The following is a 23,719-nucleotide window of genomic DNA, read 5'->3' as shown; positions in this document are numbered from 1 at the left end:
CCGCAGCGTGACCCTGCAGCGTGACCCGCGGGTTCACCCCGCCAGCCGGTCGCGGGCCAGTCGCGCGGCCTCGGCCACGACCGGCTGGTCCTCGCCCGCCACCACGGCGTCCAGCACCTCGACCGCCCGCGCGACCAGGTCGGGGTGGTCGGCCACCAGGTGCTCCAACCGCTGCACCGCGGCCAACCGCGTCAACGGCTCGGCGTCGCGCAACCGCCCCCGCACCTCCTCCAGCGCCCCCACCGCCGGACCGGCCGCGGCGCGCCGGGCGCGGGCCGCCACCAGGGCGCGGTCCACCACGTCCACGGCCGAGCGGTCGGGGTGGCGGGCCGCCCGGTTGTAGACGCGGTTGGTGGTGTCCACCGACGCGTGGCCCACGTCGGCCTGCACGTGGGTCATGTCCGCGCCCAGCTCGGCGGCGGCGGTGACGTAGAAGTGGCGCAGGGCGTGCGGGGTCATCCGGTCGGTCACGTCGGCCAGCTCCGGCCCCGCGGCCCGCGCCAGCCGGCGCAGCATCGCCCACACGTCGCGCGGGTTGAGGTGGGTGCCGCGGCCGGTGGCGACCAGCGGCGCGTCGTGCGCGGACACCCGGCCGACCCGCGCGGGCACGGCCGCACCGGCGCACCGGTCGCGCTCGGCCAGGTAGTCCTCCAGCACGCGCTCGGCCGTGCGCGACAGGTACACCACCCGCGCCTTGTCGCCCTTGCCGGTGACCCGCAACGCCCGGCGGCCGCGCGTGACGTGCAGGTCGCCCCGCCGCAGCGCGGCCAGCTCGCCCACCCGCAGCCCCAGGGTGAACAGCGCCACCACCGCCTGCGCGCGCAGCCCCATCAGCGGGCTGACCCCGCGCCGGGCCCGGCTCGCCGCGGCGGCCAGGGCGTCGACCTGCTCGACGGTGAGCACCACCGTGCGCGAGGTGTCGCCCGCCGTGCCCAGGCCCAGGCCCCGGCGGTCGAACGCGGCGGGGTTGGCGCCCAGCACGCCCTGCCCGACCAGGTGGCGGTAGAACTCGCCGACCGCGGCCAGCCGGTGCGCGCGCGTGGACTTGGGCATCCCGGCCGCCGCCAGCTCCGCCTGCCACCGCTTGACCTCGGTGCTGGTGGCGGCGAACGGGTGCAGGCCCTGCCGGTCGCACCAGCGGAACCACGCCAGGTCCCGGTAGCGGCCCAGCCGCACCGGCGGCCGCCGTCCCGCCGGCGGGACGGCCTCGCCCGACAGCTCGCGCACCCACGGCCGGTGCAGGCCCAGCGCGTCGCCGTAGGCCAGGCGCGTGGCCGTCGAGCGGTACCCGAGCAGCCAGCCGCGCAGCAGCGCGTCGAGCACCGCCGGATCCACCCGCGGCCCGTCGACCCCGGGCGCGATCTCCAGTTCCGCGGCCATCATGATCACGATACCGGGGGCGGCGGACGTCCCGGCACCCGACCCAATTCCGTCACGGTGACGGTCGGCGGGCGTGGAGGCGGTGGGGAGATTGTGTGAAGGATTTCCCGATCCCCGGACGTGAGGAACCTTCGCACTGTTTGATCACCCCGTTCGTCGTCAACGATTGGGGAGATGTCGTGGGAAGAGCACGAGGCGTGGGGGCGCTGATCGCCTCACTCGCGGTCGTCGCGGCAGCGGGCCTGGCGGCCGTCCCGGTCGCCGCCGCCGCTCCGCAGCTGCACCGCGCGCTTGACCCGGGTTCCGTCACGGAGTCCGTGCGCTACCTCGTGAAGGCGTTCGGGGTCTCGGAGCGGGAGGCCCTGCGCCGCCTGCAGCTCCAGGACGACGCCACCCGCCTGGACCAGGCCCTGCGCCGCGACGCCGCCGCGTCCTACGGCGGCATGTGGCTCGACCACGCCGCCGGCGGCGTGCTGGTGGTGGCCATGACCCGCCCGGCCGACGCCGACCGGCTCGTCCGGGCGCTGCCGGACCGCAAGAACGTCCGCACCCAGGCCGTGCGGCACTCGCTGACCGACCTCGACGCCGCCCGCGACCGGGTCGCCGCCCGCGTCGGCGCCGGTCCCGACGCGGTCTACCTGCCCGCGGTCAGCGAGGCGGAGAACAAGGTCGTGGTCTGGGAACGCGGCTGGGTCGCCGCGGACAAGCGGGCCGAGCAGCAGACCCGGCGCGCGGCGGGCGACGCCGTCGCGGCCGAGGCCGCCAACGCCCGGGCCGCGGTCGAGGCCGAACCGGACGACCTGGTCGTCACCCGCACGCTGGTCAAGCCCGAGCCGATGGCCACGCCGAACGTGGACTGGGGCTTCTGCCACCCGCTGTACTGCACCGGCCACGGCCCCATGCGCGGCGGCCTGCGCCTGGACATGCAGCGCGACAACGGCACGTGGGGCGGTTGCACGGCCGGGTTCAACCTGCGCTCCACCGGCGGCGGGCACCCCGGCAAGGCGTGGGTGCTCACGGCCGGCCACTGCATGGCCACCAAGACCAACAACACGCCGACCCAGCACAACGGCACCCCCGTGCTCCAGCAGCACGGCATCGAGAAGAACGCCTACCCCTACGACTACGCGGCCCTGCCCTACGTCGACGCGGCCACCGCGAACACGTGGCTGGAGGGCCACACCGGCCGCAACCGGGTGCTCAAGTACTGCCGCAACGGCGGCATGGACAGCAACGTCGACACCCCGTGCGGCGAGCAGGCGACCTCCGCCGACGAGTACATCACCGGCACCCGCACCCTGGCCGAGATCAAGGCCGGCTGGGTCGTGTGCGCCACCGGGTCGGGCTCGAACGCGGTCAACTACCCCGACTCGTACGACAGCGGCGCGGGCACCGGCTACCTGGTCGGCACGCGCTGCGGCCGGGTGCTCTCCACCGACGTCGGCATCAACACCGACCTGTGCGCCCGCGCCGGCGACAGCGGCGGCCCGCTGTTCAGCCAGGTCGACCACACCGCCCTGGGCATCCTGGAGGGCAGCCAGCAGGCCCGGCAGGGCGAGTGCCAGGCCGGCGAGCTGAACAACTACGTGCCCATCGAGACGATCATCACCGACCTGAACCAGCGCATCGCCGGCCAGGGCTCGGTGTTCTCGGTGATCACCACGCCCAACGGCTGACCGGCCCGGGGTCCGTCCTGCCAGGCGACGGGACGGACTCCGGGGCGTGGTGCCCGGCCCCGCGCGACGGGCCGGGCGCCACGCGCCGGTCGGGAGGAACCGGCCCGGGCGGGCCCGGTCCTCCCGAGCCGAGGACCGGCGGTCAGCCGGCGGTGGCCACCGCGTCCCTCCTGGTGGCGTCGAGACGGGTGACGAACTCGCGCTGGATCGGGGCCGCGGGCCCGTCCCCGGCGGGGCGGACCAGGAACGCGCAGCCCCGCCCGACCTCGGAGGCGATCTGCTCGGCGGCGAGCGGGACGCCGGTGTAGCAGGCGATGGCGGCGGCGATGACGTCGCCGGAGAACAGGCACAGGTCGGCCGTGCCGCTGCGGCGCACGTCGTCGGCGACCCGCTGCACGGCGCAGAAGCAGTCCTCCCGCGAGGTCTCCACCAGCAGGCCCTCCTCGACGACCCGGCAGTCGCGCACCACGGCGCACACGTCGAGCCGCTGCCCGGAGGACTTGAGCCGCGAGCTGTGCTCGACCAGCCGTCGGGCGGCCTCGGCGGGCGTCACCGGTCCCCCCTCGCGCCGGGCGCTGCCCTCGACGAGGTAGTCCGGCCACAGCGCCAGCGCCTGGGTGCCGATCCAGGCCCAGTACAGCTGCTCGGCGGTCAGCTCGCCGTTGCCGAACGCGAAGTTGAACTGGTCGAACAGCGCGGGCTCGGTCAGCGGGTCGATCAGCCCTTTCTCCAGGCACGTGCGGTAGTCGGGTGAACCGGGGATCGGGTAGAACGGGTTGGTGTAGAACCGCACCCGCTGCACCGCGCAGTTCACCGAGTCCTGCACGATCTCCCCCAGCGCCTGACCCGGCAGACCGGCGATGAGCGAGCCGTTGACGCTCAGCCCGTATTTCTCGAACAGCGACGCGCCCGCGGCCACCTTGGGCAGCGACGTGAATCCCTTGCGCATCCTGCGCAACCGTTCCACGTCGGTGGTCTCCAGCCCGAAGAACAGGCTCTCGAATCCGGCCGCCACCATTTTCGCGACCAGTTCCTCGGTCAGCTTCACCACGGTGATCCCGTTGGGCAGCCGCAGCCGGACGTCGAGCCCGCGGGCCAGGACCTCGTCGCAGATGGCGTGCACGCGGTCGATGTCGAAGGTGAAGTTGTCGTCCTCGACGAGGAACCGGCGCACACCCAGCTCGCGGACGTAGCGCTCGATCTCGTCGACCACGTTGCGCGGCGACCGGGCCCGGAACTCCCGCCCCACGGTGGCGTGCACCGTGCAGAAGGTGCAGGAGAACGGGCAGCCGCGGCTGGTGATCAACGTGGTGGTGTGGTCGTAGCGGGCGAAGTCCAGCTCGTCGACGGCGGGCATCAGCAGCGCGTCGAGGTCGGGCACGAACGGCGCGCGCGGCCGCACGTGCGGCGCGCCGGGCACCTCGCACGTGCAGCGGCCCGCGCCGCAGCGGAACGCCACGCCCTCCAGCCGCTCGAACGGCAGCCCCCGCTCCACGGCGTCGACCAGCGGCAGGATCGTCGACTCGGCCTCGCCGAGCACCACCGCGTCGATCTCGGGGACCTGGAGGGTGTGGTGGAAGAACACGGTGCCGTGCTGGCCGCCGAGCAGGACGGCCGCGTCGGGCAGCAGTTCCCCGGTCAGCCGGGCGAGGTCGTAGGCGGACTCGTAGAACGGCGTGAACATGCAGGAGATGCCGACGACGTCGGCCCCGCTGCCGGCGACGGCCTCGGCGATGCGCTCCCACCGCGCGCCCCAGTGCACCACGTGCCGCCACCGCGGGTGGGTCGCCAGCTTGAGCCGCTCGACCGCGGTCAGCTCGTCGTCGGGGACCACGTGGTTGTCCTCGACGTGGGCGAGCGCGTCGAACACCGCCGTCTCGTGCCCGGCCGCGCGCAGGGTCGCCGAGAGGTAGGCCAACCCGATCGGCACGTGGCGGCCCACTTCCACCATGCACGCGCGAATGGGTGGTTTGACGAGGAGAATACGCATTGTGCCCCCCTGGCATCGGTTTCCCCGTGACCCGCAGGCTACCCAGCGCGTCCACCTGTCGCCAGCAAATGCGTGGATCGCCCGCATACCATTCGGAATGGAATTCGCGGATATCGGCGGGACCGCCTGGTATGTTCGCGGTCGGACGATGGCGGAGGGGGCGGCGTCAACCGATGGCAATTCGATTTGCGCTGTCCCGAAAATTGATCACCGGCCTGTACGCGTTCACCGCGCTCAACGACTTCGTCCCCGTGGTGCCGGTCGTCGCCCTGCTGTTCACCGATGCCGGGCTCGACCCGGTGGAGGTGTCCTCCCTGTTCGCCGTGCTGGCGTTCGCCGCGCTCGCCCTGGAGGTGCCCTCGGGCGCGTGGGCCGACGTCACCTCGCGCCGCCGGCTGCTGGCGCTCGGCGCGCTGCTGCGCGCGCTGTGCTTCGCCCTGTGGGTGCTGCTGCCCTCCTACCCGGCCTTCGTGGTCGGCGCCGTGCTGTGGGGGGCGTGCCACGCGCTGACCTCCGGCACCCTGGAGGCGCTGGTGTACGACCACCTGCGCGCCGGCGGCGCCGAGGCGCACTACCCGCGGCTGATGGGCCGGGCGAGGGTGGCCGCGCTGGTCGCGAACGTGGCGGCCACCGCCCTGGCCGTGCCGCTGCTCGCCGCCGGGTCCTACGCCCTGGTGCAGGTCGTCAGCGGCGCGGTGTGCCTGGTCACCGCCGCGGTCGCGCTGGCCCTGCCCGAGGTCCCCGTCGACCGGCACCCCGGGCGCGGGCGCTTCGCCGGTTACCTGGCGATGCTCGCGAGCGGGGTCGCGGAGGTGCGCCGCGACACCGCGGTGCGCCGGGCCGCGCTGCTGGCCGCGGTGCTGCCCGCCATGCTGGTGCTCGACGAGTACCTGCCCCTGCTGGCCCGCTCGACCGGCGTGGCGACCGCGGCCGTGCCGCTGGTGGTGATCCTGGCGGTGGTCGGCAAGGCGGCGGGCGGCTGGCTGGCGGGCCGCCTGGCCCTGCTGCGCCCGGCGGTGCTGGCCCTGGCGCTGGGCGTGGCCGCGGTGCTGCTGGCCGTGGGGGCGGTGAGCGGGCACCCGCTGGGCGTCGTGCCGGTCGCGGTGGGGCTGGGGGTGGTGCAGTTGAGCATCGTGCTGGCCCAGGCGCGGTTGCAGGACGTGATCAGCGGGACGGCCCGCGCCACCGTGACGTCGGTGGCGGGGCTGGGCACCGACGCGGTGGCGGTGGCGTTCTACGTGTTCTACGCGGTCGGGTCGGGGTGGTTCGGCGTCACCGCGCTGTTCGCGGGCTTCGCCCTGGTGCCGCTGCTGGTGGCCGGCGTGATGCCGCGCTGGTTGCCCGCGCCGGGCCGCAACGCCGCCGCCCCGGGGTGAACCCGGCACCGGTCGGAGCAGGCTCGGCCGCCTCCTGCGCCGCCGCGGTGGCGCGGGTTTCCCCGACACGGTGAGCGACTTGTCGGCGTTCCCGCCCGGATCGGTCAGCGGCGCACCCGGTAGCACAGGTGCAGCACCCGGTTGCCCCGGACCACCACGTGGGGGTCCTCCAACAGGTGCTGCGCGTGGACCGACCCGAAGTAGCGCTTGCCGGACCCGAGCACGACGGGCACGACGTCCATGCGCACCTCGTCGACCAGGCCCGCGGCGAGCACCTGGCCGCCGACGTCGCCGGCGGCGACCTCGACGATGCGGTCACCCGCGAGTTCCCGCGCCTTGGCCACGGCCGCCTCGACGCCGTCGACGAAGTGGAACGGCGCCCCGGGGTCCCAGCCCTCGGGCGCCGGCCGGTGCGTCACGACGACCACGTGGTCGACCCCGCCCGGGGGCTTCCCGTCCCAGCCGTCCGTCAGGTCGAAGACGTGGCGGCCGACGATCGTCACCCCGATCCGGTCCCAGTACGGCCGGGTGTGGTCGTAGGACGTCCGCGACACCTTCAGCACGCCGCCCTCGTCCAACGGGACGTCACCGCCGGTCAACCAGTCGAACAGCGGCCCGGGTCGGTCGTCCTCGTCCGCGACGAAGCCGTCCACCGACACCGAGCTGTACATGACCACCGCGCCCACGGGGCTCTCCTCTGCTTCGGGGTGCCCCAAGTTAACGTGTCGCGAGCCGTCGCTCTTGTAGGAAATCAATCGGCCGGCAGCGGCCAGCCGTCCATCACGTGGCCGGGGTGTTCGCGCAGGAACCGCCGCCGGATTTCGACGTAGCGGGTCGGCGTGAGCCCGGTGAACGCCCGGAACTCGTGGCCGAAGTGGGCCTGGTCGAAGTAGCCCGCGCCACCGGCGAGGGCGCCCCAGTCGACCGGTCCGGCCGGGTTGATCGCGAACACGGCGGCGGCGAAGCGGTAGGTGCGGGCCAGCCGCTTCGGCGTGACGCCGACGAGCTCCTTGAACCGCCGTGCCAGGTGGGTGCTGCTGACACCGGCGGCCACGCCCAGGTCGCCGATCGCCGCCGTCCCGCCGGTCGCCGCGATGACGCCGCTCGTGTGGCGGACCAGCCCCAGGCCGGCGGTCTCGCGCAGCCGCCGCACCAGCTCCTCCTCGAACAGCGCCAGCATCCCGTGCGGTCCGGGCGCCGCGGCCAGCCGGTCCCGCAGGCCGGCAACGGCGGGCCGGCCCCACACCTGCTCCACCGCCACCGGCCGGTCCCGCAGCTCGGCCGCGGGCATCGGCAGGAACGGCGCCGGCCCCCACGGCTTGAAGTGCACGCCGACGGACCGGGTCCGGAGCGGGTAGCCGAACTCCACCGCGCGGGTCGGCGTGGTGATCACGCAGCCGTCGGCGTACTCGGCCGCCTCGACGTCGGTGCCGGCGCGGATGCGGAACGGCGCCCCGAGGTTGACGATGAGCAACGCCCCGGGCATCGGCGGCAGCACCAGCCGGGCGTACGGCGGCGCGCCCTCCAGGTAGTAGAGGTCGTCGATCAGCCCGTCCAGCGGCGGTCGCGGCACTCTGGACACGTACTCCACGCGCACAGCATCGCCGACGCCCCGCCGGCACCGCGCGCCGGGACGGTGGGCCGGTGGGAGATCTCGCGCCGGTGGGTGGAGGGCCGGCACCGGTCAGGCCGGCACCCGCCGAAACCGCCGGTCGGGCCGTATCCGCCCGAAATTTCCCGAATACCCGGGACCCCGGGACACCACCCACTTTCGTCACGGTGACGATGAGGTTTCCCGGTGGCGTGCCGCAGGGGCATCCCTATCACCCGTTCGGGCGGGCGGAATCGCCACGAGGCGTGGTGCCGCCGCTCGTTCCGCGGGTAAATCGTGCATGCGGCGCGTCACCACCGGGAGGAGCGCGATGGCCACGGACCAGCCAGCCGCGAGCGAGGCGCCGGTCGAGCTGACCGACGTGGACGCCGTCGAGGAGTTCCTCACCACCGCGTACGGCACCGGCATGCGCATCCGCGGCACCGAGGACAGCTCCCTGCTGCGCTACCGGGACACCCGGGCCGGCAGCGTCACCCTCAACACCATCGAGCAGTCCGCCGACCTCGACTTCCGGGTCGAGCCGCTCAACAAGCTGGTCGTCGCCCGCATGTCGACCGCCCGCGTGGAGCGCACGTGCCGCGGCGCGGAACAGCGGTACGAGGTCGGCCAGGTCTTCCTCGGCGCCTACCCCGACCAGCCCTACACCGCCCGCCTGCTGCCCGGCCGGTTCACCAACTGCATCCTCGACCTCGACTCGCTCGCCCGGGTCGCCGCCACCGCGCCCACCCGGCGCCCCGGGCCGATCCGGTTCACCAGCCTCGACGCGCGGTCACCGGCGGCCGCCGCGCACTGGTGGGCCACCCGGTCGTACGTCGCGGCCCTGCTCGGCGACGAGGAGATGGCGGCCTCGCCGCTGGTCGTCGCGAGCGCGACGCGGTTGCTGGCCGCCGTCACCCTCGCCACCTTCCCGAACACGGCGCTGACCGATCCCACGATCGAGGACCGCCACGACGCCTCCCCCAGGACGCTGCGGCGCGCGATCGCCTTCCTCGACGCCCACGCCGCCGAGGACATCAGCGTCGCCGACATCGCCGCCGCCGCCCGCGTCGGCGTCCGCGCGGTGCAGCTCGCCTTCCGCCGCCACCTCGACACCACCCCGATGACCTACCTGCAGGGCATCCGCCTCGACCACGCCCACCGCGACCTGCTCGCCGCGGACCCGGCCCGCACCACCGTGTCCCGGATCGCCGCCCGCTGGGGCTTCGCCAACCACGGCCGCTTCACCGCCGCCTACCGCGCCGCCTACGGCGTCCTGCCCAGCAGCACCCTGCGCGGCGACCGGCCGATCGGCACGCGGCCGCGGTGACGAGGCGCGGTGGAACTCCGGCAGCCCGGGTGACAGCACCTGCCCGGGGACCGCGTAGGCGGCACGCGGACACCCACCCGACCGCGCCCGCGGCCGGCGACCCGACAACACCGGCAGCACCGCCCGCAGGCCGGCCGGGAGCCGGGGCGGCGGGCGGACACCCCCGGCGGTCCCGGTCGGAAAGCGAAGCGGGCGGTGTGTGTTCAGAAGCGGTAGTGAAGTATGCGTGTGCCTTGGCGGGACAGCGCCGTGCTGTGGGCGATGAGCCGGGTGAGTGCGCGCACGGGTTGCGGGAACGCGGCCACCTCCGGGGCGCGGGTGAGCAGTTGCTCCGCGACCAGGGTGAGACCGGCGTTCCAGTGTTCCGGCTCGCGAGGGTCGTCGAAGCCCTGGGCGGCGTCGATGCCGAGGGCCTTGATCGAGGGGTGGTACTTCATCGCCCAGGCGGCGAAGCGGGTGTAGCCGTTGAGCACGAGTTCACCGGCCGGGAGCCGGGTGGTCAGCCGGCGGATCGCGGTCCGGAACGAATCGCCCGGCAAGAAGGGCAACAAGCCCTCGGCCACCACCACGGCGGGCCGGTCGTCGGGCAGTGCCCGCGACCAGTCGGGCTCGGTGACGTCCGCGGCGACCAGGTGTGACCGGTCCGGGAGGTATCGCCGGCGCAGGTCCGCGACCTCGGGGAAGTCGACGTCGTACCAGTCGACGCCGGCGGGTGGGGCGCAGCGGGTCGACCGGGTGTCGAGGCCGCAACCCAGGTCGACGACGACCGCGTCGGGGTGCGCGGTGGTGAACCGGCGGATGACGTCGTCGATCCGGCGAGCGCGGAGTGCGGTGCTCGCGACGAGACTCGGCTTGGGTTTGAGCTTGGCGAAGTCGTAGCCGGTGTCCTCGGCGATCCGGTCCGCGACCGCCGCGGCGAGGGTGTCGCCGAGGATCGGGGTCGGGGCCTTGCTGTCCAGTGCTCGTGCGTACAGGGTCAGCAGCAGCGTCTCCTGGACCGGATCGAGGCGCAGGTGTTGGGGTGACATGGGGTTCCTAGTGCTCCGGGGGGTTGCGGGCGGCGAGGTCCCGCAGCCAGTTCAGGGATTCCTGCGCGGCCTTGATGCGTTCGGTGCGCGGTCCTTCGCGGCCGGTGATGGCGAAGCCCTCCTCGGCGATGTCGCTGAACGCGCCGAGGCCGTCGAGTTTGCGTTGGACGACCTTGTGCCAGGCGTCGTCCTCGATGCGGTAGTAGGCGGTGCGGTCGCCCGGGCGGCGGACCTTGCGCACCAGCCCGATGGTGGTGAGCAGGCGCATGGTGGAGGTCAGGGACGCCCGACTGGCCCGGATGGCGTCGGCGATCCCGCCGGCGGACTGCTCGGCCGGGTCGCAGATCATCAGCCAGCCGAGCACGCGCCCGGTGATCGGCGGCAGCCCCCACTCCTCCACGCAGAAGGTGGCCACCCGCTCCACCCAGCGCATGAGTTCGTCCTGACGTTCCCCGCTCACGGCGCCCCGCTCCCGCGTCCGCCGGCCCATGCCGTGGCGGCGGCCGACCAGGGCCGGCGCAGGTGGTGGAGGTCGCCCGCGCAGCGGGTGCCGAGGCCGGACAGCGCCACGCACTCCGGCCGCGCGGTCACGACCACCACCTCGACTTGCAGTCGTTGCTAGCTATTTCAGCCACAACTGAACCATATAGCGGTTCCCCGCTCACCGTCCAGCGGCCCGGTCCAGGCCCCGACCGTGCCCCTGCGCGTCACAGGAGCCCTCCGGTCAGGCTGGTTCACATCCGCACATAGCACCGAGATAAGGCCACTTATCTCGGTAACCTCTCTGGGGAGGTTTCTGTTTTCGACAACAAGAACGAGTTAGGGTTACCAGAAACGGGAAGTGCGGTACGATCTTCGGGTGACTGCTGCCGAAGAAGCGCAGGTGGAAGCCCCGCCCGCCGCGCGAACCCGCCCCTGCGCCTACTGCGGACGTCCCGTGGCGGCCCGCCGCCCCACCGGGCGACCGCCCCGCTACTGCCCCGCCGAGGAACGGGACTGCCAGGCACGGGCGCGGGCCGAGCGGGTCACCGCCCGCGCCGCCGAGGCGACCGGGGGCGCACCGGCCCTGCGGCAGACCGTGCTGGACCTGTCCGGGCAGCTGGACGAGGCGTGGGAGCCGGTGCAGGACCTGGCCGAGACCGTGCGGACCTCCCGGGAACTGCTCGCCGGGCTGCGCGACGAGCTGATCGCCCGCGTCGAACAGGCCGAGCAGGCCGCCGCGGCCGCGGCGGCCGCCAAGGAGGAGGCCGAGCAGCGGACCCTGGCCGCCGAGGCCGCGCGGGACGAGGCGCTGCGTCAGGCGCAGGCGGCCCGGGCCGAGCGGACCGAGGCGCTGCGGGTCCGCGACGCGGCCGAGCGGGAACGCCAGGACGCGGTGCGCGCCCGCGAGCGCCTGCTGGCCGAGCGCGACGCGGCCCGCGAACAGGCCGAACGCGCCACGGCCAGTGCGGCGGCCGCGGTCGCCGCGGCCACGGCGGCGGCGGACGAACGGGTCCGGGAGGCCACCGGGACGGCGGCCGCGGCCCGGGAGGACGCCGCCGCGCTGCGCGGTGAGCTCAAGACCACGCTGGAACGGCTCGACGAGCACCGCGCCCGCGCCCGGGACGCGGAGGCCGCGGCGGAACGCGCCCGGCGGGAAAGCGCCGAGCAGGTCGCACGGGCCGTCGCCGAGGCCGACCGCAGGGTCGCCGACGCGGAGCGCAGGATCGCCGACGCCGAGCACAAGGTGGAGCGGGCACGGGCCGAGGGCGTCGCGCTGCGCGCCGAGCAGGAGCAGCGCGTCGGCGAACTCGCCCAGCGGCTGGGGGCGCAGACCGAACGGGTCGACCGGCTCGAACAGGTCCGCGAGCACCACGAGGCGCTGCTGTTCCGCATCGCCAACACCGTCAAGCGCCACCGCGAGGCGCGCGACGAGACCGGGCACGACCACACCGGGCACGACGGGAAGGTGTCGGCCTTGCTCGACGCCGTGGTCACCCTCGCCACGGGCCGGCCGGTGTCGTAGCACCCGGTGGGGGTGCGCCCGCGGACGCACCCCCACCGCCCAGGCCCCCTGAAGCTGACCCGAAGTGCGGAGTAGCGGGTTGGTGCCGGTCGGGAGAGTCGTACGGGGTCATGCGATGCGGCGGAGCGCAGGACCTCGGTGGGGAAGCGGCCGCCCGGGGGCGCTGGAGCGCGCGGCGGAGATCCTGGCGCTGGGGTTCAGCGACGACTGCCCGATGTCCGGCCGCGCCGCGCCGGTCGGCTCGTCGTGCCGCACGAGCAGGCAGCGGGCGGCGGTTCAGCGTGCGTCAACCGCGCCGCCCCGCCGTGTCCGGCTGGGCTGCGTCGGGCTGGGCTGCGTCGTCGGGCTGGGCCAGAGCCGGCAGCCACGTCTCGGCCCACGTGGCGATCGCCTGGACGGCTGCTTCCAGGGCGCGACCCTTGTCGGTGAGCCGGTACTCGATGGTGACGGGCGTGGTGGGCAGCACGATGCGTTCGACGATGCCCTCGCTCTCGAAGCGCTTGAGCCGTGCGGACAGCAGCTTGTCCGTGATGTCGGGGATGGCGTCGCCGATCTGGCTGAAGCGGGTGGCGCCCCGGAGCAGCTCGCGCAGGATGACTCCGGCCCACCGCAGGCCGATCATCTCGACGGCCTCGTGGTAGCGGGGGCAGAAGTCCGGCTCGTAGGTCACCCCCGCAGCTTACCAACGGATAGTGGCTTGCCCGTAGCGCCGAGGCGCGCTAACCTTCGCTCATCCGCTTTCTAAAGGAAAGTCCCTATCCAATTGTGAGGGTGTCATGGTGGCCAACCCCCTGTCGGACCTGCCCGACAGCGCCGTCAAGGCCCTGTTCAGCACCGAGGACGCCGCCCTCGTCTTCATCGACCACCAGCCGCAGATGATCTTCGGAGCGCGCAGCGCCGACCCCCAGACCGTGATCAACAACGTGGCCGTGCTCGCCAAGCTCGGCAAGCTCTTCGCCATCCCCACCGTGCTCACCTCGATCGCGGCCGACACCTTCTCCGGCCCCCTGCTCCCCGAGATCACCCGCCTCTTCCCCGACACCGGGGTGATCGACCGCTCCCACCTCAACGCCTGGCAGGACGGGAACTTCCGCGCCGCGATCGAGGCCACCGGCCGCCGCCGCCTGGTCATGGCCGGCCTGTGGACGGAGGTCTGCCTGACCTTCCCGGCGCTGTCCGCGGCCGAGGCCGGCTACGAGGTCTTCGCCGTCGTCGACGCCTCCGCCGGCGCCACCCCCGCCACCCACGACGCCGCCATCGCCCGCATGACCCAGAAGGGCATCGTCCCCGTCACCACCATCGGCGTGCTCTCGGAACTGCAGCGCGACTGGGCCCGCTCCGAGACCTACGACGGCGTCACCGACATCGCCGCCGAACACCTCGGCGCCTGGGGACAAGGCATCGCCTACGTCCGAGCCGGATTCTCCAAGAAGTAACCGCCACCACCGCGGAATCGCAACACCGCAGTGCGGTGACAAACGGAATACAAGGATGAGGAGTCGCTCATGAAGTTGAAGGCTTGTCTCGCGGCGGCCATCACAGCCGCCACGTTCGTCCTGACCCCCGTCGCGTCGGCAACACCCGCGAGCGCGAAAGAGGCGACCTGCCGGGATGCCGTGGAGCAAACGGCGACGGACCTCTGGCTCGCCGGGCTCCCGGTTCCCTCCCGCGAGTGGCAAAAGCTGCGTGCCCAAGTGCAGAATTTGCTCAACGGCTCGATCGGGGCGGATTTCCGGAAGGCGATGGAGCGGGATCTCGCTTTGCTCGACGCCGGTTGTGCGCCTTAACGGTCGTCTTCGAGCGGTGATCTCCGGGTGCGAACGCCTGCGCGTCTGAGTGAAGGCCCGGCCGCAGCGTGGGCCGAGGGAGAGGGGCTGATCCCGTTGAGTTCCCACGGGATCAGCCCCTCGGACATCGGCCACCACGCCGAGGCCCGCGCGGTGTGGCGGGAAGCCCTGGAGCTGTGCCGGCAGCAGGGGTGCACCACCGACGCCGACCGCGTCCGGCGGCGGCTCGACGAACCGGGGGCCGACCGCTGACGGGCCGGCCCCGCTCGGTTGGGCGCCCGCCGAGCGGTCACGCACCGGCGGAATTCCGGTCACCGCGCGCGACGGTGGTTAAACCGATCACCGAATGGCAATCTTCGGCTCACCTCCTCCAACCCCACGCACAGGCAGGCGGTGGCCGCATGATCGTGCCCCTGGACATGACCGACGACGCGACGGCCGAGGCGGTGCACCGGATCGCCCTGCACTCCTACGCGGTGGAGGCCGAGCTGATCGGCAGCACCGCGAACCCGGCCCTGCACGAGACCGTCGAGGACATGAGGGCGTTGCCGCTGCGCTGGCTCGGCGGCTTCGTCGACAACGAGCTGGTCGCCTTCGTCGGCTACGCGCGCGTGGACGGCGTGCTCGACATCGACCGGCTGTGCGTGGCGCCCAGCCACTTCCGGCTGGGGTTCGCGCGGCGCCTGGTGGAGCAGGTGCTGGCCGAGGGCGGGCCGGCGATCGTGTCCACGGGCGCGGTCAACGCGCCCGCGATCGCGCTGTACGAGGGCCTGGGCTTCCGGCTGGTCGACACGGTCGTGGTGGAGGGCGGGCTGCGCATCGCCCAGTTCGGGCACCCCGGCCTGGTCTGACCCGGGCGGGGTCCGGATGCGGTCCGGACCCCGCCCGGGTGCGCCTCACGCGGTGCGCGGGAAGTCCTTGCGCTTGATCTTGGCCCGGCGCCCGTCCGGGTGGTGGAACACCACGCCCTCGGCCGGGTGCCCGGGCGAGTACCTGCTGTCCAGCCCGGCCAGGAACTCCCGCAGCCCGGCGTAGGTGCGCGGCACCTCCGTCAGCCGCGGCGCGGCCAGGTCGAACGGCACGCACAGGTGGTCGTCCAGGCCCAGCGGGTTGCCCTGGATGCGGGGCCCCAGGGCCTCGCACGGGTGCTCGCCGTCGGGCCAGGCCGACACGTCGGTGTTGGCGGCCGCGGCGAGGATCCACTTGTCCTCGGCCGACTCGCCGCTGGTGTCGACGTACCAGCCGTCCACGATGCCCTGCTGCTTCTGCGCCTTGCCGGGGTTGCGCCGCTTCTCGACCCGGACCAGGTGGCCGGACCGCACGGTCAGGCGCACGTTGGTGCCGTCCAGCTTCTCCGTGCCCACGCCCGCGCCCTCGAACACCCACGCGCACTCCGGGCGCGGGCGGTCGACGACGTGGAAGCGCTCGTCGCGCTCGAACAGCGTTGGGATCTTCTCCATGACCTGCTTCCCCCTGATGACCTGACCGACCAGTTCCCCGTGGGTGACGGCACCGGTGGCCAGGCCGCTCGCCAGCGCCCGCACCAGGTCCGCCACCGACACGCCCGCCTCGACGGCGACGTGCTTGAGCGCCTTCTTCTCCTCCGGCGAGATCCACGCGACCAGGCGCGACCACCCCTCCGGCGGGGTCCACCGCGCCAGTGCCGCCGGGTCCTTGCGCGGCCTGCCCCGTCCCCTGTGCTCGTCCACGGGATGATCAAAGCACAACTTTGCCAATTGGCATAACAGAAATTCCCAACGTTGGCCCCGCCAACGACTCGGTAGACTCCCGCCATGGAGACGCGGAGCGCACCACGCCGCCTGCGCGGCACGCCGAGCTGGCTGCTCAACCAGGCCGCCACGCAGGGCAGGCGCCTGGTCGGGGACGGGTTCGGCGCGGTCGGCGCGCGGCGCTACCACTACTCGCTGCTGGCCGCGCTGGACGAGTTCGGCCCGGCCAGCCAGGCCGACCTGGGCCGCCGCGGCGGGCTGGACCGCAGCGACGTGGTCGCCACCGTCAACGAGCTGGCCGACAAGGGCTTCGTCGAACGCGCGCCCGACCCGACCGACCGCAGGCGCAACGTCGTCGCCATCACCCCGGCGGGCGCGGCGCACCTGCGCGAGCTGGACCGGGTCGTGGGGCGGGCCCAGAACGTGCTGCTGGCGCCGCTGTCGGCGGCCGAGCGGCAGGAGCTGGCGCGCATGCTCACCGTGGTCCTGGAGCACCACGGGTGACCGGGACGATGCGGGCGGTCGTGCTGAGCGGACCGGGGCCGGTGGAGAACCTGACCGTGGTCGACCTGCCGGTGCCCGAGCCGCCGCCGGGGTGGGTGCGGGTCAAGGTCGGCGCGTTCGGCCTCAACCGATCCGAGCTGCACACCCGGCTGGGCCTGGCCGAGGGCGTCACCTTCCCGCGCGTGCCGGGCATCGAGGCGGTCGGCGTGGTCGACAGCGAGTGCGACCTGCCGCTCGGGCAGCGCGTCGCGGCCATGATGGGCGGCATGGGCCGGGTGTTCGACGGCGGCTACGCCGAGTACACCGCCGTGCCGCGCGGGATCCTGGTGCCCTTCGAGTCCGACCTGCCGTGGGAGGTGCTGGGCGCGGTCCCGGAGACGTTGCAGACCGCGTACGGCTCGCTGACCACCGGCCTGGACCTGAAGGCCGGCCAGACGCTGCTCGTCCGCGGCGGCACGTCCGCGCTCGGCTTCGCCGCCGCCGCGCTGGCGGCCGACATCGGCGCGACCGTGCTGGCCACCACCCGCCGCCCGGAGCGGCTCGCCGTGCTGCGCGAGCACGGCGTGGCGCACCCGCTGGTCGACGACGGCGACGTGGCCGCGCAGGTGCGCGCGCTGTTCCCCGCGGGGGTGGACGCCGCGCTGGAGCTGGTCGGCACGCCCACGCTGCCCGACACCCTGGCCGCGACCAGGGTGCACGGCACGGTGTGCTTCAGCGGGATGCTGTCCAACCAGTGGCTGGTCGAGGACTTCTACCCCATCGGCTACCTGCCCAAGGGCGTGCGGCTGACCGCGTACGGCGGGGAGAGCGACGACCTGCCCGCCGAGGTGCTGCAGCGGTTCCTCGACCGGGTCGCGAGCGGGCGGACCAGCCTCGGCCCGACCGCGGTCTACCGGCTGGAGGACATCCGCCGGGCGCACGACGACATGGAGCACGACCGCCGCGTCGGCAAGCTCGTCGTGGTCGTCTGAGGATTTTTTCGGCGCGGGTGTCGATCCGGGCGGGTGCCGTTCGTGTAGAGGGCGACGCGAACCCCCTGCCCGAGGAGGACGGGATGACGAAGTACCTGCTGAGCGTGGTCCAGCCGACCGGCGGCGTGCCCGACCCGGAGGTGCTGGAGAAGATCATGGTCGACGTGCGCGCGGTCGACGAGGAGATGCGGCGGGCGGGCGCGTGGGTCTTCGGCGCCGGCCTGCACTCCCCCGACACCGCCACCACGCTGCGCCCCGACGGCCGGGGGGACGTGGTGATGACCGACGGGCCGTACGTGGAGACCAAGGAGCACCTCGGCGGGTTCACCATCATCGAGGCGGCCGACCTGGACGCCGCACTGGGGTGGGGCCGCAAGCTCAGCCTGGCGACCACCCTGCCCATCGAGGTCCGGCCGTTCCAGGACTGACGTGCCGGGGCCGGGAGTGTCGGGGCCGGGAGTGCGGCGGGGCGGCGTGTCCGGGGGCGGCGTGTCGGAGGGCGGGGCGTTCGTCGGTGGCGTGCCCGGTGGGGCGCCCGGGGGCGGCGTCGCGGACGTCGAGCGGGTGTTCCGGGCCGAGTACGGCCGGTCGGTCGCCGTCCTGGTCCGCGCCCTCGGCGACATCGACCTGGCCGAGGAGGCGGTCCAGGAGGCGTTCGCCGAGGCCGTGCGGCGGTGGCCGGAGGCGGGCGTGCCGCCCAGCCCGGCGGGCTGGATCATCACCACCGCCCGCAACCGGGCGGTGGACCGGCTGCGCCGGGAGTCCTCCCGCGACGACCGGCACGCCCGGGCCGCCGCCCTGCTGACCCGCGACGAACCGCCGGAGGTGGACGCGGTGGGCGACGAGCGGCTGCGGCTGATCTTCACGTGCTGCCACCCGGCGCTGGCCCCGGCCGCGCGGGTGGCGTTGACGCTGCGCCTGCTGGGCGGCCTGACCACGGCCGAGATCGCGCGGGCGTTCCTGGTGCCCGAGGCGACCATGGCGCAGCGGCTGGTGCGGGCCAAGGCGAAGATCCGCGCCGCGCGCATCCCGTACCGGGTGCCCGGCGAGGCGGAGCTGCCCGACCGGCTGCGCGCCGTGCTCGCCGTGGTCTACCTGGTGTTCAACGAGGGCTACTCGGCCGCCTCGGGCGAGGACCTGGTGCGCGACGACCTGTGCGCGGAGGCCGTGCGGCTGGGCCGGGTCCTGGTGCGGCTGATGCCCGACGAGCCCGAGGCGGTCGGCCTGCTGGCGCTGATGCTGTTCCTGCGGGCGCGGCAGCCGGCGCGCACCGCCCCCGACGGCTCGCTGGTGCGCCTGGCCGACCAGGACCGCACCCGGTGGGACGCCGGGCTGGTCGAGGAGGCGCGGGAGTTGGTGCGGTGGTGCCTGCGGCGCGACCAGCCCGGCCCCTACCAGGTGCTGGCCGCGATCAACGCCGTGCACAGCGACCCGCCGCCCACCGACTGGGCGCAGGTCGTGCGGCTCTACGACCACCTGATGGTGTTGACGCCTACCCCGGTGGCGGCGCTCAACCGGGCGGTCGCGGTGGCCGAGGTCTCCGGCCCGGCGGCGGCACTGGCCCTGGTGGACGGCCTGGACCTGGACCACTACCACCTGTTCCACGCCACCCGCGCCGACCTGCTGCGCCGCCTGGACCGCCCGACCGAGGCCGCGGCGGCCTACGAGCGGGCGCTGGCGTCGGCCGGGAACGCTGCCGAACGCGCGCTGTTGCGGCGCGCGCTCGACGACTGCCTCCGCCCGTGAAAGACCTCGGGTGCCGACGGTCCCGCGCGCCCGGCGAACCGCGTCGTGCCGATCACGGCCGGCGGCGCCCCGCTCAGCGCAACAGCCGGACCAGCTCCGCCACCTCCTGCGGGCTGAACTCCAGCGCGAGCACGCCGATCGACAGCTCGACGGCGCACCGCCCCGGGTCGGCCGTGGTCAGGGGGCGTCGGGGCAGTTCGACGCCGGTCTCCTCCAGGATGCGCCGGGAGGCGGCGGCCACGGCCTCGGTCGGCGCGGGCAGGTGGACGTGGAACAGCGGGGTCTGCGGCACCTCGGGGTGGGTGCGGGCGTAGCCGTCGGCGTTGATGGCGGCGGCGATGGCGACGGCGTGGTCGCGGAACTCGGCCATGCGCGGCAGCACCTCGTCCAGGCCGACCAGGGCGGCGGCGGCCAGTGGCCACGCGTCGGGGATGGCGCCGCCCAGCCGCCTGCGCCACACCGACGCGGTGTCGACGGTCTCCCGGTCGCCGGCCAGCACCGCGCCGCGCACGCCCTCCAGTCCCTTGTAGAGGGAGACGTAGGCGGTGTCGAACAGGGCGGCGATCTCGGCGTGCGGGCGGTCGTAGTGGGGTTGGGCCTCCCACAGCCGGGCGCCGTCCAGGTGGGCCGCGGCGCCGCGGTCGCGGGCCCAGGTGGTCTGGGCGACCAGGTCGTCCCAGGTGGGCAGCAGGCCGCCGAGGTCGCGCTGCGGCAGTTCCAGCAGCAGGGCGGAGACCGGTTCGCGGACCTCGGCGAGGTCGTCGGCGGTGATCAGGCGGTGGCGGTCGCCGACGACCTTGTGCCGCAGGCCGTGCACGGCGTGGTGGCCGCCCTCCTCCCAGACCGCGAGGTGGCACTGGGCGTGCGCGGCGAAGGTGCGGCGGCCGGTGCGGTCGGCGTGCACGCGCAGCGCGACCTGCTGGGCCATGGTGCCGGAGGGGAAGAACAGCGCGGCCGGCTTGCCGAGCAGGTCGGCGATCCGCCGCTCCAGCTCCTCGGTCGGCGCTTCCGGGGCGGTGCCCGGCGGGACGCGGTCGAGCAGGCGGCGCAGCGCGGCGTGCGGGTCGCGGCGCAGGGTGGAGTGCAGGACCAGGGAACGGCGGATCTCCGGGGGCATGGCGCCCAGTCTCGATGTTGTTGCCACCTTTTTGCAACAGGGTTCCGGTGCGGCGGTGGGAGCATGTCCGGGGTTTCGTGATCATGGGGGTGTTCGGTGTCGGTGGACGACGTGCGGGACGCGTACACGCGGCGGGTGGAGGACTACGTCGACCTGGCCTTCTCGCCGGAGGGCCTGCACGAGCTGGACCAACGGCTGGTGTCCCGGTGGGCCGGCGGGCTGTCCGGGCGCGTGGTCGACGCGGGGTGCGGGCCGGGGCGGTGGACCGGCTTCCTGCGCGACCTGGGCTGCGACGTCGAGGGCGTGGACCTGGTGCCGCGCTTCGTCGAGATCGCCCGGTCGCGGTTCCCCGGCATCCCCTTCCGCGTCGGCGACCTGGCCGACCTGGGCGTGCCCGACGGCTCGCTGGGCGGCATCCTGTCGTGGTACTCGATCATTCACACCGCGCCCGCGGACGTGCCCCGCGTCCTCGAAGAGTTCGCGCGGTGCCTGCGCGACGGCGGCGGCCTGCTGCTGGGCCTGTTCGAGGGGACGCGGGTCGAGCCGTTCCCGCACGCCGTGACGACCGCCTACTTCTGGTCGGTCGAGGAGATGTCGCGGTGCCTGGCGGACGCGGGTTTCCGGGTGGAGGCGACGGAGGGGCGCGTCGACCCGGGCAGGCGCCCCTACGTCGCGATCGTCGCGCGGAAGGTCCGCGACGATCAATGGTGAATACTCCTCGGCATGGGGAAGACCTACGACCGGATCGAAGGCAGGCTCAAGGAGTTCATCGAGGCGCAGCCGGTGTTCTTCACCGCGACCGCCCCGCTGGCGGCCGACGGGCACGTGAACCTCTCGCCCAAGGGCCGCCGGGGCACCTGGCGGGTGCTCGACGAGCGGCGGGTGGCCTACCTGGACTTCGGCGGCAGCCACGCGGAGACCCTCGCCCACCTGCGGGAGAACGGGCGGATCACGCTGATGTGGTGCGCCTTCGACGGGCCGCCGAACATCGTGCGCGTGCACGGCACCGGCGAACCGGTGTTCCGCGACGACCCGCGCTTCGCCGGGTTGGTGGCGGGGTTCGGCGAGGCGGACGGGCCCGCGCTGCGGGCGGTCGTGGTGGTGACCGCGAAGCTGATCAGCGACACGTGTGGGTTCGCCGTGCCGTTCCTGGACTACCGGGGTGAGCGGACGCTGCACGAGGACTACTTCGGGCGCAAGTCGGACGAGGAGTTCGCCGCGTACTGCGAGGGCAAGGAGCACAACGCGACGAGCCTGGACGGGCTGCCCGCGCTGCCCCTGCCGCTGCCGCCGCGCTGATCGCCGGCGCGCCGGCCGGGTGCTTCCGGCTCGGCGTTCCGGGCTCGGCGTCGCGGCTCAGCGCTCCAGCGGGACGCGCCTGCCCGGCCGCCGTCGGGGCGCGGCCGGGCGGTGCACCAGCCGGAGCACCTCCAGGGCCCGCTCACCGCGTTCCCGGTCGCGGCTCAGGACGGCGATCACCCCGGCGACCAGCGTCACGACCACGGCCGGGCCCCGGCGGAGGACGGCGAAGACGACGAGAGCCGCGACCGGCGCGGCGTTGACCAGCTCGACAGGAGCGTTCACGGCGCTGTTCCCCCGCATGACGAGTTGCAGCGCCTGCGCCCCCTGCACGGGCCGGAGGAGCCGACGCGCCCCTTCGGACCGAGCAGGCGGGAACAGACGACTGGGTGGTGGCACCACCATGCCGGCGACCACCGACAGCCGGCAACGACGCGGGATCGGGGTTCGTCCCCGCCCGCCGGCCGGCCGATGCGCGGGATGCGGTGCGCGCTCGTCCAGGCGCGCCGCCACGGCCTTCTCCACCGGCTCGGCCCGCGTTCGCGAAGTGCGGTCAGGCGTCCTTGGTGGCGGTGGTGAACCCCGCCGGGGTCGGCTGCCGCGCGCCCGGTGGCAGGTCACCGACCAGGCGGGGGTGCAGCAGGGGCCGGTCGTAGTGGGCGGCGACCTCGTCCAGCGGCACGTCCCGCGCGTGCCAGCCGCGGTCGCGCAGCCAGGCGGCGAGGTCGTCGCGGGGGCCCGACCGGACCAGCCGGTCCACGCGCACGCCCGCGCGTTCGGCGCCCTCCCGCAACCGCGCCGGGTCGCCGAGGTCCAGGGCCCGCTCGACGGCGAGCGCGCTGCCCGGCGCGGACAGCGCGTCCACCGCGGTGACCAGGGCGTTCTCCGCCGCCGGCGACAGGTACTGCAACAGCCCCTCGGCCAGCCACGCGGTGGGCGCGGACCGGTCGAACCCGGCGGCGAGCAGCGCGGCCGCCCAGTCCCGCGCCAGGTCCACGCCGACGGGCACGCGCGTGCAGCGCGGCGGCGCGGTGAGCACCGATGCCTTGAACTCCAGCACCGCCGGCTGGTCCAGCTCGAACACGACCGCGCCGTCGGGCCAGGCCAGCCGGAACGCCCGGGTGTCCAGCCCGGCACCGAGCAGCACGACCTGGCGGGCACCGACCAGCCGGTCGTCGAAGAACCGGGTGCGCAGGCCCACGTAGTTGGCGCCGAGCAGCAGCAGCACCTCCTGCTGCGTCAGCTCGGCCCCCTCGTCGGGCCAGCGGGTGGGCAGCGGCACGGGCGGGTGCGCGGCGGCCACGAAGTCGGCGGCGAACGGGTCGACCGCCAGGCGGTCCGGGCGGCTGGTCTCCACGGCGCGCCCGGCCGCGGCGGCCAGGGCGGTGAACCCGACGTCGGTCATCGGGCACCCCGGGCGCGGTCGAGGTAGGCCAGCACCGCGGGCAGGTCCCGGCCGGTGCGGCGGGCCAGGTCGGCACCGAGGCGGTCGCCGTGGTCGCGCCACAGGTCGCCGATGCGGTCCTTGACCGCATCGGCATTGGAGTGGAACGACTCGCCGATCTCCTGCCAGCGGTCGACCAGGCGCCGCACGTCCGGGTCGGTGGTCGGGGTGTCGGCGCGCTGGTGGCGCTCCAGCTCGGCCACCAGCCCCAGCAGCTCGGTGCGCAGCGCGTCGACCTGCTCCGGGCCCAGCTCGGCGCTGCGGGCGACCAGGTCCGCCTGCTGCCGCCCGGACAGGTAGGAGTCCAGCAGCGACTGGTGCTCCAGGGCCGCCAGCAGCTGGTCGGGCGCCGGGTCGGGGGTGTCGAGCAGGGCGCGGACGCGGCGGCGCAGCTCGGCCAGGTGCTCGGCCCGGGCGTCGAGGTCGGCGAGCTGGTCGGCGAGCGCGGTGCGCAGGTCGCCGGACCCGAGGGACGCGGCGATGCGGTCCAGCGGCAGGCCGAGCTGGCGCAGCGCCCGGATGCGGTACAGGCGGCGCACGTCGTCGGCGGTGTAGCGGCGGTGCCCGCTGGCGGTGCGGCCGCTGGGCGCCAGCAGCCCTATCTCGTCGTAGTGGTGCAGCATCCGCACGGTCACGCCGCCCGCGCGGGCCAGGTCACCGGTGCTCCACGTTCCGGTCATGACCAGGACGCTAGGACCTCACGTGGCGTGAGGTGCAAATCCGCTCCGACTCCCTCGGCCGGGTGTGA

27 protein-coding genes are annotated in these 23,719 nt (G+C 74.3%); 14 read left to right on the top strand and 13 right to left on the bottom strand.

Annotation, left to right across the window (positions count from 1 at the left end):
• Nucleotides 1-33 precede the first annotated feature (33 nt).
• The gene (locus tag EKG83_RS23785) at nt 34-1,380 is read right to left on the bottom strand and encodes a tyrosine-type recombinase/integrase (RefSeq protein ID WP_228122176.1); all 1,347 of its coding nucleotides are present in this window, start codon (nt 1,378-1,380) and stop codon (nt 34-36) included.
• Nucleotides 1,381-1,559: 179 nt separating this feature from the next.
• Between EKG83_RS23785 and EKG83_RS23780 the strand changes: the two genes are divergently transcribed.
• Nucleotides 1,560-3,056 carry a trypsin-like serine protease gene (locus tag EKG83_RS23780; protein WP_084716391.1) on the top strand — a complete coding sequence of 499 codons (1,497 nt, stop codon included), beginning with the start codon at nt 1,560-1,562 and terminating at the stop codon, nt 3,054-3,056.
• Between the two features lie 142 nt (nt 3,057-3,198).
• On the opposite strand, the gene EKG83_RS23775 is transcribed toward EKG83_RS23780, so the two are convergent.
• Nucleotides 3,199-5,007, bottom strand: coding sequence for a B12-binding domain-containing radical SAM protein (locus EKG83_RS23775; protein WP_170191836.1), 1,809 nt, complete (start codon nt 5,005-5,007; stop codon nt 3,199-3,201).
• A 212-nt stretch (nt 5,008-5,219) separates the two neighbouring features.
• Here EKG83_RS23775 and EKG83_RS23770 point away from each other — a divergent pair, with 212 nt between their 5' ends.
• Nucleotides 5,220-6,422, top strand: a complete 1,203-nt coding sequence (locus tag EKG83_RS23770) for an MFS transporter (RefSeq protein ID WP_051765765.1) — start codon at nt 5,220-5,222, stop codon at nt 6,420-6,422.
• A 104-nt stretch (nt 6,423-6,526) separates the two neighbouring features.
• Here EKG83_RS23770 and EKG83_RS23765 read toward each other — a convergent pair whose 3' ends face one another.
• Together EKG83_RS23765 and EKG83_RS23760 are read right to left on the bottom strand one after the other, a co-directional pair.
• Entirely contained in the window at nt 6,527-7,108 is a 582-nt protein-coding gene (locus EKG83_RS23765; protein WP_033431119.1) for a dihydrofolate reductase family protein, read from the bottom strand.
• A gap of 65 nt (nt 7,109-7,173) precedes the next feature.
• Entirely contained in the window at nt 7,174-7,995 is an 822-nt protein-coding gene (locus EKG83_RS23760) for a helix-turn-helix domain-containing protein (protein WP_033431118.1), read from the bottom strand.
• A 349-nt stretch (nt 7,996-8,344) separates the two neighbouring features.
• Between EKG83_RS23760 and EKG83_RS23755 the strand changes: the two genes are divergently transcribed.
• The gene (locus EKG83_RS23755; RefSeq protein WP_051765763.1) at nt 8,345-9,340 is read left to right on the top strand and encodes an AraC family transcriptional regulator; all 996 of its coding nucleotides are present in this window, start codon (nt 8,345-8,347) and stop codon (nt 9,338-9,340) included.
• A 203-nt stretch (nt 9,341-9,543) separates the two neighbouring features.
• Here EKG83_RS23755 and EKG83_RS23750 read toward each other — a convergent pair whose 3' ends face one another.
• Genes EKG83_RS23750 through EKG83_RS49095 form a run of 3 tightly spaced genes read right to left on the bottom strand, consistent with a single transcriptional unit; the run spans nt 9,544 to nt 10,959 of the window.
• Nucleotides 9,544-10,368: a class I SAM-dependent methyltransferase gene (locus tag EKG83_RS23750; RefSeq protein ID WP_033431117.1), complete on the bottom strand. Its 825-nt coding sequence runs from the start codon at nt 10,366-10,368 to the stop codon at nt 9,544-9,546.
• 7 nt (nt 10,369-10,375) lie between these two features.
• Nucleotides 10,376-10,828 carry a GbsR/MarR family transcriptional regulator gene (locus EKG83_RS23745; protein ID WP_228122175.1) on the bottom strand — a complete coding sequence of 151 codons (453 nt, stop codon included), beginning with the start codon at nt 10,826-10,828 and terminating at the stop codon, nt 10,376-10,378.
• Nucleotides 10,825-10,959, bottom strand: coding sequence for a hypothetical protein (locus EKG83_RS49095; RefSeq protein ID WP_265590281.1), 135 nt, complete (start codon nt 10,957-10,959; stop codon nt 10,825-10,827). Before EKG83_RS49095 ends, EKG83_RS23745 begins: the two co-directional genes overlap by 4 nt.
• Nucleotides 10,960-11,227: 268 nt before the next feature.
• On the opposite strand from EKG83_RS49095, the gene EKG83_RS23740 reads away from it, so the two are divergent.
• Nucleotides 11,228-12,373, top strand: coding sequence for a coiled-coil domain-containing protein (locus EKG83_RS23740; protein ID WP_153278329.1), 1,146 nt, complete (start codon nt 11,228-11,230; stop codon nt 12,371-12,373).
• Nucleotides 12,374-12,659: 286 nt separating this feature from the next.
• Here EKG83_RS23740 and EKG83_RS23735 read toward each other — a convergent pair whose 3' ends face one another.
• Nucleotides 12,660-13,043, bottom strand: coding sequence for a winged helix-turn-helix transcriptional regulator (locus EKG83_RS23735; RefSeq protein ID WP_063741335.1), 384 nt, complete (start codon nt 13,041-13,043; stop codon nt 12,660-12,662).
• A 106-nt stretch (nt 13,044-13,149) separates the two neighbouring features.
• On the opposite strand from EKG83_RS23735, the gene EKG83_RS23730 reads away from it, so the two are divergent.
• From EKG83_RS23730 to EKG83_RS23715, 4 genes are all read left to right on the top strand, one after another.
• Nucleotides 13,150-13,809 carry a hydrolase gene (locus EKG83_RS23730; protein WP_033431114.1) on the top strand — a complete coding sequence of 220 codons (660 nt, stop codon included), beginning with the start codon at nt 13,150-13,152 and terminating at the stop codon, nt 13,807-13,809.
• A 69-nt stretch (nt 13,810-13,878) separates the two neighbouring features.
• Nucleotides 13,879-14,160, top strand: a complete 282-nt coding sequence (locus tag EKG83_RS23725; RefSeq protein ID WP_033431113.1) for a hypothetical protein — start codon at nt 13,879-13,881, stop codon at nt 14,158-14,160.
• Between the two features lie 96 nt (nt 14,161-14,256).
• Entirely contained in the window at nt 14,257-14,412 is a 156-nt protein-coding gene (locus EKG83_RS23720; protein ID WP_153278328.1) for a hypothetical protein, read from the top strand.
• A 149-nt stretch (nt 14,413-14,561) separates the two neighbouring features.
• Nucleotides 14,562-15,011: a GNAT family N-acetyltransferase gene (locus EKG83_RS23715; RefSeq protein WP_033431112.1), complete on the top strand. Its 450-nt coding sequence runs from the start codon at nt 14,562-14,564 to the stop codon at nt 15,009-15,011.
• A gap of 45 nt (nt 15,012-15,056) precedes the next feature.
• On the opposite strand, the gene EKG83_RS23710 is transcribed toward EKG83_RS23715, so the two are convergent.
• Complete coding sequence (locus tag EKG83_RS23710) at nt 15,057-15,869, bottom strand: RNA ligase family protein (RefSeq protein ID WP_084716387.1); 813 nt, start codon at nt 15,867-15,869, stop codon at nt 15,057-15,059.
• Nucleotides 15,870-15,953: 84 nt separating this feature from the next.
• Between EKG83_RS23710 and EKG83_RS23705 the strand changes: the two genes are divergently transcribed.
• The 4 genes from EKG83_RS23705 (at nt 15,954) to EKG83_RS23690 (ending at nt 19,111) form a co-directional block, all read left to right on the top strand.
• The gene (locus tag EKG83_RS23705; protein ID WP_033431111.1) at nt 15,954-16,394 is read left to right on the top strand and encodes a MarR family winged helix-turn-helix transcriptional regulator; all 441 of its coding nucleotides are present in this window, start codon (nt 15,954-15,956) and stop codon (nt 16,392-16,394) included.
• Nucleotides 16,395-16,402: 8 nt separating this feature from the next.
• Nucleotides 16,403-17,365 carry a zinc-binding dehydrogenase gene (locus EKG83_RS23700; protein WP_033431183.1) on the top strand — a complete coding sequence of 321 codons (963 nt, stop codon included), beginning with the start codon at nt 16,403-16,405 and terminating at the stop codon, nt 17,363-17,365.
• Between the two features lie 83 nt (nt 17,366-17,448).
• Complete coding sequence (locus EKG83_RS23695) at nt 17,449-17,793, top strand: YciI family protein (protein ID WP_033431110.1); 345 nt, start codon at nt 17,449-17,451, stop codon at nt 17,791-17,793.
• A gap of 91 nt (nt 17,794-17,884) precedes the next feature.
• Entirely contained in the window at nt 17,885-19,111 is a 1,227-nt protein-coding gene (locus tag EKG83_RS23690) for an RNA polymerase sigma factor (protein WP_033431182.1), read from the top strand.
• 73 nt (nt 19,112-19,184) lie between these two features.
• Here the strand turns inward: EKG83_RS23690 and EKG83_RS23685 are convergent, their stop codons facing one another.
• Nucleotides 19,185-20,228 (bottom strand): threonine aldolase family protein, encoded by a 1,044-nt coding sequence (locus EKG83_RS23685; RefSeq protein ID WP_033431109.1) that lies wholly within the window; start codon nt 20,226-20,228, stop codon nt 19,185-19,187.
• A 96-nt stretch (nt 20,229-20,324) separates the two neighbouring features.
• On the opposite strand from EKG83_RS23685, the gene EKG83_RS23680 reads away from it, so the two are divergent.
• Both EKG83_RS23680 and EKG83_RS23675 read left to right on the top strand, forming a co-directional pair.
• Nucleotides 20,325-20,939, top strand: a complete 615-nt coding sequence (locus EKG83_RS23680) for a class I SAM-dependent methyltransferase (protein ID WP_033431108.1) — start codon at nt 20,325-20,327, stop codon at nt 20,937-20,939.
• 12 nt (nt 20,940-20,951) lie between these two features.
• Nucleotides 20,952-21,527: a pyridoxamine 5'-phosphate oxidase family protein gene (locus tag EKG83_RS23675; RefSeq protein ID WP_033431107.1), complete on the top strand. Its 576-nt coding sequence runs from the start codon at nt 20,952-20,954 to the stop codon at nt 21,525-21,527.
• A 57-nt stretch (nt 21,528-21,584) separates the two neighbouring features.
• Here the strand turns inward: EKG83_RS23675 and EKG83_RS23670 are convergent, their stop codons facing one another.
• The 3 genes from EKG83_RS23670 to EKG83_RS23660 form a co-directional block, all read right to left on the bottom strand.
• Nucleotides 21,585-21,812: a hypothetical protein gene (locus tag EKG83_RS23670; protein ID WP_033431106.1), complete on the bottom strand. Its 228-nt coding sequence runs from the start codon at nt 21,810-21,812 to the stop codon at nt 21,585-21,587.
• Between the two features lie 268 nt (nt 21,813-22,080).
• Nucleotides 22,081-22,932, bottom strand: coding sequence for an SAM-dependent methyltransferase (locus EKG83_RS23665; RefSeq protein WP_051765758.1), 852 nt, complete (start codon nt 22,930-22,932; stop codon nt 22,081-22,083).
• Nucleotides 22,929-23,651 carry a MerR family transcriptional regulator gene (locus EKG83_RS23660; protein WP_033431105.1) on the bottom strand — a complete coding sequence of 241 codons (723 nt, stop codon included), beginning with the start codon at nt 23,649-23,651 and terminating at the stop codon, nt 22,929-22,931. The genes EKG83_RS23665 and EKG83_RS23660 overlap by 4 nt, the downstream gene beginning before the upstream one ends.
• Nucleotides 23,652-23,719: the final 68 nt, after the last annotated feature.

Origin of the sequence: Saccharothrix syringae, assembly GCF_009498035.1 — a bacterium.
GTDB classification, from domain to species: domain Bacteria; phylum Actinomycetota; class Actinomycetes; order Mycobacteriales; family Pseudonocardiaceae; genus Actinosynnema; species Actinosynnema syringae.
This window is presented reverse-complemented; position numbering and strand designations above follow the sequence as displayed.

What these genes read in the sequence shown, in the direction of transcription:
- EKG83_RS23785 (WP_228122176.1), bottom strand. Translation starts at nt 1,380, where the DNA reads ATGGCCGCGGAACTGGAGATCGCGCCCGGGGTCGACGGGCCGCGGGTG.
- EKG83_RS23775 (WP_170191836.1), bottom strand. Translation starts at nt 5,007, where the DNA reads ATGGTGGAAGTGGGCCGCCACGTGCCGATCGGGTTGGCCTACCTCTCG.
- EKG83_RS23770 (WP_051765765.1), top strand. Translation starts at nt 5,220, where the DNA reads ATGGCAATTCGATTTGCGCTGTCCCGAAAATTGATCACCGGCCTGTAC.
- EKG83_RS23755 (WP_051765763.1), top strand. Translation starts at nt 8,345, where the DNA reads ATGGCCACGGACCAGCCAGCCGCGAGCGAGGCGCCGGTCGAGCTGACC.
- EKG83_RS23750 (WP_033431117.1), bottom strand. Translation starts at nt 10,368, where the DNA reads ATGTCACCCCAACACCTGCGCCTCGATCCGGTCCAGGAGACGCTGCTG.
- EKG83_RS23730 (WP_033431114.1), top strand. Translation starts at nt 13,150, where the DNA reads ATGGTGGCCAACCCCCTGTCGGACCTGCCCGACAGCGCCGTCAAGGCC.
- EKG83_RS23725 (WP_033431113.1), top strand. Translation starts at nt 13,879, where the DNA reads ATGAAGTTGAAGGCTTGTCTCGCGGCGGCCATCACAGCCGCCACGTTC.
- EKG83_RS23715 (WP_033431112.1), top strand. Translation starts at nt 14,562, where the DNA reads ATGATCGTGCCCCTGGACATGACCGACGACGCGACGGCCGAGGCGGTG.
- EKG83_RS23705 (WP_033431111.1), top strand. Translation starts at nt 15,954, where the DNA reads ATGGAGACGCGGAGCGCACCACGCCGCCTGCGCGGCACGCCGAGCTGG.
- EKG83_RS23700 (WP_033431183.1), top strand. Translation starts at nt 16,403, where the DNA reads ATGCGGGCGGTCGTGCTGAGCGGACCGGGGCCGGTGGAGAACCTGACC.
- EKG83_RS23695 (WP_033431110.1), top strand. Translation starts at nt 17,449, where the DNA reads ATGACGAAGTACCTGCTGAGCGTGGTCCAGCCGACCGGCGGCGTGCCC.
- EKG83_RS23685 (WP_033431109.1), bottom strand. Translation starts at nt 20,228, where the DNA reads ATGCCCCCGGAGATCCGCCGTTCCCTGGTCCTGCACTCCACCCTGCGC.
- EKG83_RS23675 (WP_033431107.1), top strand. Translation starts at nt 20,952, where the DNA reads ATGGGGAAGACCTACGACCGGATCGAAGGCAGGCTCAAGGAGTTCATC.
- EKG83_RS23665 (WP_051765758.1), bottom strand. Translation starts at nt 22,932, where the DNA reads ATGACCGACGTCGGGTTCACCGCCCTGGCCGCCGCGGCCGGGCGCGCC.
- EKG83_RS23660 (WP_033431105.1), bottom strand. Translation starts at nt 23,651, where the DNA reads ATGACCGGAACGTGGAGCACCGGTGACCTGGCCCGCGCGGGCGGCGTG.